This is a genomic window from Pseudomonas sp. CC6-YY-74, from assembly GCF_002025205.1.
Taxonomy (GTDB): Bacteria; Pseudomonadota; Gammaproteobacteria; order Pseudomonadales; family Pseudomonadaceae; genus Aquipseudomonas; species Aquipseudomonas paeninsulae.
The window spans coordinates 4,742,548-4,754,846 of record NZ_CP019947.1; the positions used below are offsets into that span (position 1 = coordinate 4,742,548).

Sequence of the window (12,299 nt, forward strand, 5' to 3'; positions counted from 1 at the left end):
CTTCTATTCGGCGGGGCGAATAGGCGCTTGGTTTTTCAGCTAGGCGGCATTTATATATTTATGGGCATAGATATGGCAACTAAACCATAGTTGTATAGTATATTTACTAGCTTGTTTCGTCGGGTATAGTCCTTGGTCGCTTTGCATTACGTCGCCGTTGCCCTGATGCTCGCGGCTGACCACGCCATGCCCCTCTCGTGGCTGGCAGCCTGCTGAAAGGAACGCGTGACGATGAGTGAGATCCAGGTGCAGTTACACAGCTGGCTGTGTCTGCAGCGCGAGGCGCTACCCTTGGCGGTGCGCGCCGATGCCTTGCGCCGTACCCTGCAGGCCTGCCCTGAAGTGCGTCAGGCGTTTTTTCTTGGCTGGAAATCAGGCACGGGTATCTACAGCCATGAAGGCAGTGCCCCGCACCTGCCGCCGGGCTTTGGCGATCCCTTGCAGGCCAGCGATCAGCTGCTGTTCGAGGCGCTGGCGGCGCAGCCGCGCCTGAGTCTGGCCGAGTTGCGTGTGCTGCCCTGCTGGCTGGCCGGGCGCGTGCGCCGCGCCGCCATCAGTCACGGCCAGGTGCTGACCTTGCAGCTGGATCAGGGCCAGCCCGGACTGTTGCTGATCGAACTGCAGGAGGGAGTCAGTCTCGATTGGCTCGGCTTGATCCAGCAACTGCTGCTGGCCCTGCTGGCCAGCCTGCCACTGCAGTCGCGCGGCAATGCCTTGCTCGGCGCCGACCCGCAGCCGAGTCTGCTGCTGGATGCGCAGGCGCAGCCGCTGCAATTGAATGCGGCCATGCTCAAGCTGCTGGGCGGGCGGCCATTGCCGACGGTGGCGGCGTTTCTGCCGGTCAACGCGGCGCAACTGGTGCGCGCCTGCTTGCAGCAGAATCGGGCCATCGAGGAGGTCGAGGCTCAGGTAGACGGGCAGATTCTGATCTGGCTGTTCATCCCCGACCCGCAGGAGCAGCGGGTATTGGCCCGTTGTCGGCTGGCCACCGTTCAGGTTCGCGCCGAACGCGAGGCGGCCAAAGCCAGCCGGCTGTACCGGCTGATCACCGAAAACACCACCGACCTGATTTCCCGGCACACCCCGGACGGGCGTTTCCTCGACGCCTCGCCGGCCAGTTGGACGCTGCTCGGCTACTGGCCCGAAGAGCTGCGCGGCACCCTGGTACAGGCGCTGTTCCATCGTCAGGATCAGGCGCAACTGGTGCAGAGCACCCGCGAAGCGCTGGAGCAGGACGGCTACCACACCATGACCTCGCGAATTGCCCACCGCGACGGCCACTACCTGTGGTTCGAGACCGCCAGCCGGGCGATCCGCGAAACCTACACCGGCGCGGTGGTGGAAGTGGTCAGCGTGTCGCGCGACATCACCGCGCGGGTGCAAGCCGAGGAGAACAAGCGGCGCCTGGCCGAAGTGGTCGAGGCCAATACCGACCTGGTGTTGTTTATCGAGCCGGGCGGATGCCTGACCTACCTCAATCCATCGGCCCGGCATGCCCTGAATATCGCCCCGGACCAGCCGCTGCCCGCGCTGGATGCGTTGCTCGGCGAGGACGATGTGCAGCACTTGCAGGCCCGCGGCTGGGCCACCGCCGATAGCTGTGGCGTGTGGAGCGCCGAGGTGCGCCTGCTGCCGCTGGGGCAGCAGGCGCCGCTGCCGGTGTCGTTGGTGCTGCTGGCCCATCGCGGCAGCGGCGGCGAGCGCTACTACTCGCTGGTGGCCCGCGACATGACCGAGCGCGAGCTGCGCGAGGCCCAGCAGCGCCACCACCAGGACGAGCTGGCGCACACCGCGCGCCTGGTCACCCTCGGCGAGCTGGCCTCGGGTATCGCCCATGAGATCAATCAACCGCTGGCGGCGGTGGTCAATTACGCCAGTGCCAGCCAGCGCTACCTCAAGGCCCTCGGCACTAATCCGCAGGCGGCGGACAAGGTGGCCCAGGGCCTGGAACGCATCACCGCACACGCCAACCACGCCGCCGAGGTGATCAAACGCCTGCGCGCCTTCCTGCGCAAGGGCCAGCGCCGCACCCAGGCCCTGGATATCGCCCAGGTGGCCCGCGAGGCGATGCGTCTATGTCAGTGGGAGGCGAGCAATTGGCAGGTGAATATCGTCGAGCAACTGGCGGATAATCTGCCGCCGGTCTACGCCGACCGGGTACTGCTCGAACAGGTGCTACTCAACCTGTTGCGCAACGCCATCGACGCCAACCGCGAAGCCCATCCGGGCCAACCCTCGCGCATCGAACTGAGCGCGGGCGAGCGTGGCGGCCAGTTGTGCGTCTGGGTCAGTGACCAGGGCCCTGGCGTGGAAGCGGCGCAGTTGGAGCACATCTTCACCCCGTTCTACACCAGCAAGGCGGAAGGCCTGGGCTTGGGTCTGTCGATGAGTCGCAGCATTATCGAAGGCTTTGGTGGCGCCCTGGAGGCGCATCCGGGCAAGGCCGCCGGACTCTGCCTGGAATGTCGGCTGCCACTGGGCCGGGCTGACGAGGCCGCGAACAAGAACAACCAGAGGAGCAGGGGATGAGCGGGCAAACGCAACAACAGGTGTATGTGGTCGATGATGACCAGGGCATGCTCGATTCCACCGTCTGGCTACTGGAGTCGGTGGGGCTCAAGGCCTTGCCCTTTACCAGCGGCCGGGAGTTTCTCGAGGCCTGTGCGGCCGAGACCCGTGGCTGCGTGCTGCTGGATGTACGCATGCCCGGCATGGGTGGGCTGAATGTGCAGGAAGCCCTGCGCGAGCGTGGGATCGACATGCCGATCATCTTCGTCAGTGGCCATGCCGATGTGCCGATTGTGGTGCGCGCCTTTCGTGCCGGCGCGGTGGACTTTATCGAGAAGCCCTACAACGAGCAGTTGCTGCTCGACAGCGTGCAGCAGGCCCTGAGTCGGCCGCCGGCGACCCCAGCGGTGGATGAGCGCCTGCAGGCGGTGCAGGCGCGCCTGGACAGCCTCACCCCGCGCGAGCGCGATGTGCTGCTGCCGCTGGTGTGTGGTTACACCAACCGGGAAGTCGCCGAGCAGCTGGAAATCAGCGTAAAAACCGTCGATCTGTACCGCTCGCGGGTGATGAAGCGCATGCAGGCCGCGACCCTCGCCGATCTGGTCGGCATGGCCATCGCCGCCGGCCTGGTGGATGCCCTGCAGCTGCGCGAGCCAGCAAGCTAGGCGCAATCCGGGTGTTGCTGTTCGGCGCGCTGGTGCATCTGTTGCTGCTGCTGAGCCTGATCCTGTTGCCCCGCGCGTATTTCAGCCAGGCGTTGCAGCTGGTGGCCGTGCCGATTTTTCTGGTGCTGACGCCGGCCACCCTGCTGCTGGGGCTTTTGTTGCAGGACCTCTTCCAGCAAGCCCGGGATCGTCAGGCCCTGCGTGAGAGCGCGGCTCGTCTGCGGGCGATCAGCGAGGCCAGCCCGGACCTGACCCTGGTACTGGACGAGGAGGGGCGTTACCTGGAGGTGATGGCCCCCGACCCGCAGCTGCTCTATGGCGGCGGTGAGGGCCTGGTCGGCAAGCGCCTGGCCGATGTGCTGTCCGTTGGTCAGACGGAGCGCTCATGGCCTTTCTCACGCACACCCTGGCCAGCGACAGCCCGCAAACCCTGGAATACGGCATGCGTACGCCTTCCGGCCATCGGCAGTTCGAGGGTCGCGCCCGGCGCCTGGATACCCCGCTGCAGGGCAAGCGGGCAATGGTGTTCATCGCTCGTGATATTACCGACAGGGTCAATCTCGAGCGGGATCGGCAGATTGCCGCGATTGCCTTCGAGTCCCAGCAGGGCATGCTGATCACCGCTGCCAGCACGCGGATCCTCAAGGTCAACCGTGCCTTCAGCCAGATCAGCGGCTACAGCGCCGCTGAAGTCGTCGGCCAGACCACCCAGATGCTCAGCTCCGGGCGGCAGAGCCCGGCGTTCTACCAAGCCATGTGGGAGACCCTGATCGAGACGGGTATCTGGGAGGGGGAGATCTGGAACCGGCGCAAGAGTGGCGAAGTCTTTCCCGAGTGGCTGACCATCAGCGCGGTGCGTGGTGCGTGGTGCGCGATGAGCGTGGGCGGGTCAGCAACTATGTGGCGTCGTTGACCGATATCAGCGAGCGCAAGTCCGCCGAGGAGGAGATCAAGCACCTGGCGTTCTACGATGCCCTTACCGGCCTGCCCAATCGGCGCCTGCTGCGTGACCGCCTGCAGCAGGCGCGGGCGTTGAGTCGGCGCAATGGCCAGCATGCGGCGCTGGTGTTCCTCGACCTCGACAACTTCAAGAATGTTAACGACCTGTATGGCCATCAGGTCGGTGACGAACTGCTGTGTCAGGTGGCCGAGCGCTTGCGCCATAGCCTGCGTGAGCGCGATACCGTGGCCCGTTTGGGGGGGCGACGAGTTCGTGCTGATGATCGAGGGGCTGGAGACCCGTACCGAGGAAGCCGCTTCCCAGGTCGAGCACCTGGGCGCCAAGGTGCTGGACGGCCTGCGCCAGCCTTATCTGGCCGGCGGCCATCGCCTGTTCAGCAGCGCCAGCCTGGGCGTGGTGCTGTTCAATGACGAGCAGTATTCGGTGGATGAACTGATGCAGCGCGCCGACCTGTCGATGTACACGGCCAAGGCCGCGGGCAAGAACGCCCTGAGTTTTTACGACCCGCAGATGCAGGAGGCGGTCAGCGCTCGCCTGCAGCTGGAGGAGGACCTACGCCGGGGGCTGCAGGACGGTGAGTTCCTGCTGTATCTGCAGCCGCAGGTGGATCAGCTGGGGCGCCTGACCGGTGCCGAGGCGCTGGTGCGCTGGCAGCACCCGCAGCGCGGCTTGTTGGCGCCTAGCGCCTTTATCGCTATCGCCGAGCGCTGTGGGCTGATCGAGGCGCTGCAACAGACCCTGCAGCATAGCGGAGCCAACCCCCAGTTCCTCAAACTGGAGCTGACCGAGTCATTGCTCCTGACGGACATGGACACAGCCAGCGGGCGCATGCAGACGCTGAGAGACATCGGCATCCGCTTCTCCATTGATGACTTCGGTACGGGTTATTCGTCCATGGCTTATCTGCAGCAGTTGCCGCTGGATCAGCTAAAGATAGACCAGTCGTTCACTCGTGAGTTGCCGGACAATCCCAGCAGCCTGGCCATCGTGTGCGCGATTATCGCCCTGGGGCAAAGCCTCAAGCTGGAGGTGATTGCCGAAGGCGTGGAAACCCTGGCGCAACGCGACAGTCTGCTGAGCAATGGCTGCTTGCATTACCAGGGCTACTTTTTTGGCCGGGCCATGGCCGTGGCGGATTTTGCCGCGTCCGCTTTGTTTCGGCTCAGGCTTGCAGGGGCTGCGTCTGAGGCGTGAACACGCTGTCAGCCGTTTGCCTGATACGCCGGCTCAGGCGCTGCTGGCGCCAGCAGGCTTGGACCACTGCTCGAACATTTGTGGCGGCTGCGGTTTGCCGAACAGATAACCCTGAAAGCGCTGGCAACCCAGGCGCAGCAAGGCATCGCGCTGAGCCAGGGTTTCCACGCCTTCGGCGATCACGTCCAGGTCCATGCTGGCGCCCAGTGCGACTATGGTGCGGACGATGGCCTCGTCGTTGGGGTCGCTGAGCAGGTCGCGGACGAAGGAGCGGTCGATCTTCAGCTGGTCCAGCGGCAGACGCTTGAGGTAGCTGAGCGACGAATAGCCGGTGCCAAAGTCGTCCAGTGCGAAGCGCACGCCGCGCGCCTTGAGTTGGCCCATCTTGACGATCATGGTTTCCACGTCCTGCACCAGGTGGCTCTCGGTCAGTTCCAGCTCCAGGCGCTGCGGGTTGGCCCCGGTTTCATCCAGTACGGCAAGTACGTCGTCGACGAAATCATGGTGGTGGAATTGCCGCGCGCTGACGTTGACCGCCATGGTCAGTGGTTCGCGCTCGGGGTCTGTGGCCCAAACCACCAGTTGCTCGCAGGCACAGTGCAGGATCCAGCGGCCCAGGGGCAGGATCAGGCCGGTACTCTCCGCCAGCGGGATGAATTCGCCGGGGGCTACCAGGCCACGACTGGGGTGCTGCCAGCGCACTAGGGCTTCGGCGCCGAGCAGTTGCCCCTGCGCGTTGACCTGCGGCTGATAGTGCAGGATGAAGTGACGTGCGCCCAGGCTCTGGCGCAGGTCGTTTTCCAGGTTGGTGCGGGCGTTGACCTCGGTCTGCATCTCGAGGTTGAAGAACCTCAGGGTGTTGCGGCCGGCGGCCTTGGCCTTGTACACGGCCAGGTCGGCGCGCTTGAACAGTTCATCCAGCGTGCCCTGGGCCTCGGAAAATAGGGCGATGCCGATGCTGGCGCTGCTGGTGTGGCTGCGCCCCTGCAGAACATAGGGCTCGGCGAGAACCTGGATCAGCTTGCTCGCCACCGTTTCGATCTGGCCGATGGCCTCGTCGGGCTGAGCGCTCAACCCTTCCAGCACCAGCACGAACTCGTCGCCGCCCTGGCGGGCCAAGGTGTCTTCGGCGCGTACCTGTTCACTCAGGCGCCGGGCTACCTGCTGCAGCAGTTGGTCGCCCATATCGTGACCGAGGGTGTCGTTGAGATCCTTGAAGTTGTCCAGATCGATGAACAGCAGGGCGCCTTCGAGCTGGTTGCGCGCCGCCTGGGCCAGGGCATGCTGCAGGCGATCGAGCAGCAGGCGGCGGTTGGGCAGGCCGGTGAGTGGGTCGTAGAAGGCCAGGCGATGGATCTGCTCGAGGTTTTTCTTGTGCTCGCTGATATCGGTGGAGATGCCGCACAGGGCATAGATACGGCCGTCCGGGTGGCGCAGCGGTAGCTTCACCGAGAGGTAGGTGCGTTGGCTGCCGTCGCTCAGCGCGTGGGTGATGTCCTCGGTCTCGACGCGTTCGCCCTGGTGCAGCACGCGGCTGTCATTGGCATGCAGGTTGGCGGAGGTGGCCGCATCGAAGAAGCGTTCGTCGGTCTGCCCTACCACCTGCGCCAGCGGCACGCCGAACCGCTCGCAGACCTTGCGGTTGGCGTACTGGTAACGCAGTTCGGGGTCTTTGATGTAGATATAGGCCTCGACGCTGTCGAGGATGGTATTCAGGCGTTCCTCGCTGGCGCGTAGGTGCCGGGTTTTTTCGCTCACCTGGCGGCGCAGCAGCTGCACCAAGCCCAGCGTCGCGAGCAGCAGTCCGGCCAGGCCCCACCAGACCTTGGCCGGAATCCCCGGGGAAGCGGGCGCGCCGCTCCAGCGGCTTAGCGTCTGGAAATAGAAGGACTCGGGGTTGCCTTCCCAGGCCAGCAGGTGCTGGTCGATAGCGGCTAGCAGGTCGTCGTTGGTGCCCTTGCGGGTGGCGTAGAACATGCGCACGGGCGGGATCATCAGCGGTGTGCCACGCAGGCCGTAGAGAGCGGCGTGCATGTCGCCGAACTGCTGGTTGGCCACAGCGGCGTCGGCCTGACCCTCGCTGACCATTTCGAAGCCCTGCTTGAGGCTCGTCACCGGCAGCAGCTCTCCTGCCATCTGAGCGCCTGCGTATATGGCGACCAGATAGTCCTGCTGGATGGAGCCGGCGAGCACCATTATGCGTCGGTTCTGGAGATCCAGCGGCGAGCTAAGCTCGATGTTCTGGCGGCTGTAGAGCAGCGACCAACTGTACAGGGCGGGTTTGCTATGGAAGTCCATGACCTGTGCCCGTGCCTCGCTGAAGGCCACATCCGGCAGCAGGTCGATCGTACCGTTTTGCGCCAGTTCCAGGCAGGCTTGCCAGTCGCAGGGCACCGGGGTCAGTTGCCAGTTTTCCTGGCGGGCGATTTCATTCAGCAACTCGCCGAGGATCCCGGAGATTTGCCCGTTCTGGCCCAGCAGGATCTTCGGCTCGTTGGCGTAGACCCCCACGCGCACCTCGCGCTGCTGCGCCCAGATCGGTGAGGCGCAGACCATGCACAGCGCCAGTAAGCCACTAAGGCCGGTGTGGCAGGGGCGTGTCGAGGGTGGCTTCATGGGCTAACCGCTTTCAATCCAATGAGTTTATCCAGCAACCATGGACAGCATACGGGGTGATTGCCTCTGATGTCGGATAGCTACTACCGATGATCCTGTGCGTCTGGCTCACTGCGCCCAGCCGCGATAGACGAAGGTCATGGGCTTGGGCCCTTTCAGGTAGCCAGTCTGCAGCTGGGCGATGGTGAAACCGCCAGCGCCGATCAGCGCCGGAATGTCGCGATTGAGGTGGCAGCCGCCGGCCAGGGGTTTCCAGTAGGGCGTCAGCCGCTGTTGCCAGCGCACTACCGGGGCATCCGGGGCCAGGCCGTGTTCGCAGAACAGCAGGCGGCCGCCAGGTTTCAGCACCCGGCGCATCTCTTGCAGCGCGGCCACGGCGTCCGGGATGGTACACAGAGTAAAGGTACAGACGATGCTGTCGAAACTGGCGTCGCTGGCCTGGATCTGGCCCAGCTCCAGGGCGATCATTTCTACCGGTATGGCGCAGCGCGCGGCGCGGCTGCGGGCCAGGTGCTGCATTTCGGCCGAGGGATCGACGCCGACGATCGCGCTGACTTTCGCCGCATCGTAGAACCCCAGATTCAGTCCGCTGCCGATGCCGATCTCCAGCACCCGCCCCTCGGCCAGCGGGACGATCTGCGCGCGGGCCTGCATTACCTCACCCATGCCGCAGGCGAAGTCGATCAGGTGCGGCAGGATGTAGCGGTCATACAGGTGCATGGCGCGCTCCGTTGGGATCAGTCGTCGCTGACTTCGGCGTCGTCGTTGTCGAGATTGTCGCCGCGGATTGCCGCGAAGCATTTGATCCGGTGCTCTGCGTCGCCATCCGTCAGGTGCCAGCTGTCCGTCTCGGCATCGAAGCTCGCCGCGCTCACCGCAGCCAGGGAGAACTGCCAACGGCGGCGCGCGCTGCCGTCGGCGCAGTCGATGCTCAGCAGTGGCTGATCCTTGCTGTCGGCACTGGCCGAGCCGGCGCTGACCTGGGCCAGCAGCTCCTTGTCCAGGTTGAATTGCCAGGCGTAGAGGTCGTCGATTTCAAGCATATCAGCGGCTTCGAGGGCTTCGATCAGGCTGTTGTGGGCTGTGCTCATGGTTTGGCTCGATAGGGTGGGGTAAGGGGATCAGCGGCCGAGGCGGCGCAGCCGGTCGGACTCGATGACGCGCAGGCCGCGGTCTTCTTCCAGGGCCAGGCGCCAGAGGGCGCGGGCCAGTACGGTGGCTTCGATGCCGTGGTATTTGCCCGGTAACCAGCGCGCCAGCGGCGCGGCCAGGCGTTCGCCGAGGCGGAATTCGTTGCGCGGGCCGAGCAGTAGGGAGGGTCGGGCGATGGTCAGCTGCGGCCAGTCCTGGGCTTGCAGTGCTTGCTCCATCTCGCCCTTGACCCGGTTATAGAATACCGAGGACTTGGCGTCGGCGCCGAGGGCGCTGACCACCAGCAGGTGACGTGCACCGAGCTCGCGGGCACGCTGGGCGAAGGCCACGACCAGATCATGGTCGACGGCGCGAAAGGCATCCTGCGAGCCGGCTTGTTTGATCGTGGTGCCCAGGCAGCAGAAGGCCGTGTCGATGGGGCCGTTGAGTTGGGGCAAGAGGCCGAGCAGTTCACCCACCGGGTTTTCCAGGTGCGAGTGTTCGGCCAATGGCCGGCGGCTCGGCGCCAGCACGCGCGCGACCGTAGGTTCGTTGAGCAGGCGATCCAACAGGTGTTCACCGATCAGGCCGGTGGCACCCGCGAGGAGGATGTGCTGGGGCGTCAAATACATAATCGTGGGGTCTCCGCTGATATCCATCAGCTTAACAGGCCGTTGAAAAACTACTGTGTACTGCGCTCGTTACTTTGTTCGATAGGCGGGCCAGGGCTGGCGCCGCTGTTGTCGTCGGCTGCTGCGCTGGATGCCTGGCGCGCCTGTTGCTCGCGCAGGGCTCGCCAGTGTTGCAGGACCGCCTTGGCAGGCCAGATTTGCGGTTCGGAGGCCTCGAAGCCATCGGCTTGTTCGCGCTCGGCGACTTTTGCCTTGGCCAGCTCGAAGGCGCGCTGCAGGTCATCGGTCTCGTTGAGGGCTTCGGCGAACAGCGCGCGGCCAAAATAGGTGAAGTCGTTGTCCTCCGAGCAACCGAAGGATACCCGGTCGGCGCGAGCGGCGGTCATCACCAGGGTCTTGTCGTCTTGCAGCAGGGGAATGAAGCCGCCGGAGTAGCAGGCCGAAATCACCACCACCTTGTGCCGCTCGCGCAGCGGCTGCAGCAGGACGGCCAGTTCGCTGGCCGGCAGATCGCTCAGTTGCAGGCGCGGTTGATCGAGACTCAGCTCATGCTTGCGCGAACCGTGACTGGTCAGGTAGATGAAGATCAGATCTTCCGGCCCGCTGCGTTCGGCCAGTGCCTGCACCGCCCGGGTCAGGCTTTCACGGGTGGCCAACGGGCGGTCGGCGAGGTGATCGCGGTGGTTGGCCAGGGTGATGCGGCCGTAGGCGGCGAAGCGCTCGCCAAGCAGCTTGGCGACGTAATCGGCTTCGCGCAGGAACACGCTCTGCTTGCCGTCGCCGGCCAGGGTCAGGGCATACAGTTCGATGGCGGGGGTGGAGGCGGGCAGGTCGGCAATGGCCTGGTCGAGCAGGCGGCCCTGCGCCAGCAGGCCGAGCTCCAACGGGTCGGGCAGCATGCGCCCCTGTTCGTCTCGCAGGCGTTGACCACGCTGCCAGGTGCCGCTCTGCTGGTTGCCTGGGGCGAGGGTCAGAGTGCCTTTGCCCGCGTATTCGCCATTCTCGAAGCGACCCTGATAAAGGCTGCCATCGGCCAGGTGCAGGCGGCCTTGACCGTGGTAACGCCAGTCGCGGAATTCGCCGAGGTAGCGGTCGCCGTCAGTACCCTGGAACTCGCCCGCACCGTTGAGTGCGCCCGCGACGAACAGCCCGCTCCAGACATCGCCAGCGGCGCTCTGGTAGCGGCCTTTGCCGTGGAACTGGTTGTCACGGAAAGCGCCGCTGTAGAGATCGCCGTCAGTGTTTTTGAAACTGCCGGGGCCTTGCAGCTGGCCTTTATCGAACTGGCCGCTGAACTGGTTGCCGTACTCGTCGCTGCGCACGCCCTGGCCATTCGCCAAGCCTTTGCTGAACTGGCCGTGGAAGCTGCTGCCGTCTGCACGATCGAGGGTGCCCAGGCCATGGAACAGATCGTCTTTGAACGCGCCGCGATAAACCAGGCCGGCCTGCTTGAGGGTGCCTTCGCCGGCAAACCGACCCGCGGCGAAACCGCCCTGGTAGCTGCTGCCATCCCGGTAGTGGCGTGTGCCCTGGCCAGCAAAAGCGCCTTGCTCGAACTCGCCGACGTAGTGCTCGCCATTCGCGCCGTGCCATTCGCCGGGGCCATGCCACTGGCCATCCTTGAAGGTGCCGACGAACCAGCTGCCGTTGCGGTAATCCAGGCGGCCGGGGCCCTGCAACAAGCCGTCGATCACCTCGCCGCGATAGCGCGCGCCGTCGGGCAGGGTCGCATCCGCGGGTAACAAGGGCTCACCGTCGCCGCAGGCGGCAAGCAGCAGGGCAAGGCTCAGGGAAGCCAGGTTGGCGAGGCGGCGCATGGCAAGCATCCAGATCCAGGTGTTGCCGGAAGTATGCCGTAAACCATTGACTCTGCGCTGCCGCGCCGCCCAGCGCCGCTGCATAACCGGCGTTCGCTCGGCTGAGTGAACGCCGGTTATGCTTGCGCAGATCAGACGAAGCAGAGGGTCAGGGGTTCGGCCACATAGGCCGGTTTATCCTGGCCTTCGATTTCCAATACCGCGCGGGCCTTGAGCAGCCACTGGCCGGGATTCTTCTCGGTGGCGTCGGTCAGGGTCACCACCAGGCGTACCTTGGAGTCGACTTTGACCGGCTGGATGAAGCGCACGCTGTCCAGGCCATAGTTGATGGCCATTTTCAGGCCCTCGGGCGTGATCATGATGTCTTCCATCAGCATGGGGATCAGCGACAACGACAGGAAGCCGTGGGCGATGGTGCCGCCGAAGGGGGTTCGCTTGGCTTTTTCCGGGTCGACGTGAATGAACTGGTGGTCGCCGGTGCATTCGGCGAATTGATTGATGCGTTGCTGATCGATGGTCAGCCAGTCGGAGCGTCCCAGTTCCTTGCCTACATAATTGTTGAGTTCTGCTACGGGTACTGACGGCATAGTTCCTCCTTGAGGAGACGGGTGATTTGTTGTTTTTCGAGTCGAACCGCTCAGGCCCTAGATCATCACGCGGCGCGCACCGGGTCAAGCCTGCAATGTCTTGCTGAATAGTGGGTTATAGCGGCCGGGTGAGCGCTACTGTCCTCGGTTATGCGGCGTTAACAGCAGGTTGGACAAACCGCTTGCGG

At 64.7% G+C, this 12,299-nt stretch carries 11 protein-coding genes and 1 pseudogene; 5 read left to right on the plus strand and 7 right to left on the minus strand.

The window, feature by feature from the left end; translation table 11 throughout:
• The first annotated feature begins 231 nt into the window (after positions 1-231).
• A complete protein-coding gene (locus B2D37_RS21580) occupies positions 232-2,529 on the plus strand; it encodes a PAS domain S-box protein (RefSeq protein WP_079204618.1) in 2,298 nt (765 codons plus the stop codon).
• Positions 2,526-3,173, plus strand: a complete 648-nt coding sequence (locus B2D37_RS21585; RefSeq protein ID WP_079205064.1) for a response regulator transcription factor — start codon at positions 2,526-2,528, stop codon at positions 3,171-3,173. The genes B2D37_RS21580 and B2D37_RS21585 overlap by 4 nt, the downstream gene beginning before the upstream one ends.
• Here B2D37_RS21585 and B2D37_RS23915 read toward each other — a convergent pair.
• On the minus strand, positions 3,170-3,352 hold the full coding sequence (locus B2D37_RS23915; RefSeq protein WP_256573116.1) for a hypothetical protein: 183 nt from the start codon (positions 3,350-3,352) through the stop codon (positions 3,170-3,172). The genes B2D37_RS21585 and B2D37_RS23915 overlap by 4 nt on opposite strands.
• 206 nt (positions 3,353-3,558) lie before the next feature.
• On the opposite strand from B2D37_RS23915, the gene B2D37_RS23920 reads away from it, so the two are divergent.
• From B2D37_RS23920 to B2D37_RS23930, 3 genes and pseudogenes are all read left to right on the plus strand, one after another.
• Positions 3,559-4,086, plus strand: a complete 528-nt coding sequence (locus tag B2D37_RS23920) for a PAS domain-containing sensor histidine kinase (protein WP_256573117.1) — start codon at positions 3,559-3,561, stop codon at positions 4,084-4,086.
• Positions 4,074-4,307, plus strand: a pseudogene (locus B2D37_RS23925) (diguanylate cyclase domain-containing protein); the annotation flags it as partial. The gene B2D37_RS23920 and the pseudogene B2D37_RS23925, both read left to right, overlap by 13 nt.
• 85 nt (positions 4,308-4,392) lie before the next feature.
• Positions 4,393-5,328 (plus strand): bifunctional diguanylate cyclase/phosphodiesterase, encoded by a 936-nt coding sequence (locus B2D37_RS23930; protein ID WP_256573118.1) that lies wholly within the window; start codon positions 4,393-4,395, stop codon positions 5,326-5,328.
• 33 nt (positions 5,329-5,361) lie between these two features.
• Here B2D37_RS23930 and B2D37_RS21595 read toward each other — a convergent pair whose 3' ends face one another.
• The 6 genes from B2D37_RS21595 to B2D37_RS21620 all read right to left on the minus strand — a co-directional run bounded on the left by B2D37_RS21595 (position 5,362) and on the right by B2D37_RS21620 (position 12,111).
• A complete protein-coding gene (locus B2D37_RS21595) occupies positions 5,362-7,944 on the minus strand; it encodes an EAL domain-containing protein (RefSeq protein ID WP_218190349.1) in 2,583 nt (860 codons plus the stop codon).
• 108 nt (positions 7,945-8,052) lie between these two features.
• Positions 8,053-8,664, minus strand: coding sequence for a class I SAM-dependent methyltransferase (locus tag B2D37_RS21600; RefSeq protein WP_079204619.1), 612 nt, complete (start codon positions 8,662-8,664; stop codon positions 8,053-8,055).
• 17 nt (positions 8,665-8,681) lie between these two features.
• Entirely contained in the window at positions 8,682-9,035 is a 354-nt protein-coding gene (locus B2D37_RS21605) for a DUF5629 family protein (RefSeq protein ID WP_079204620.1), read from the minus strand.
• A gap of 30 nt (positions 9,036-9,065) precedes the next feature.
• Positions 9,066-9,707, minus strand: a complete 642-nt coding sequence (locus tag B2D37_RS21610) for an oxidoreductase (RefSeq protein ID WP_079204621.1) — start codon at positions 9,705-9,707, stop codon at positions 9,066-9,068.
• A gap of 50 nt (positions 9,708-9,757) precedes the next feature.
• The gene (locus tag B2D37_RS21615; RefSeq protein ID WP_079204622.1) at positions 9,758-11,524 is read right to left on the minus strand and encodes a C13 family peptidase; all 1,767 of its coding nucleotides are present in this window, start codon (positions 11,522-11,524) and stop codon (positions 9,758-9,760) included.
• A gap of 131 nt (positions 11,525-11,655) precedes the next feature.
• Positions 11,656-12,111 carry a MaoC family dehydratase gene (locus B2D37_RS21620; RefSeq protein WP_079204623.1) on the minus strand — a complete coding sequence of 152 codons (456 nt, stop codon included), beginning with the start codon at positions 12,109-12,111 and terminating at the stop codon, positions 11,656-11,658.
• Positions 12,112-12,299 lie beyond the last annotated feature (188 nt).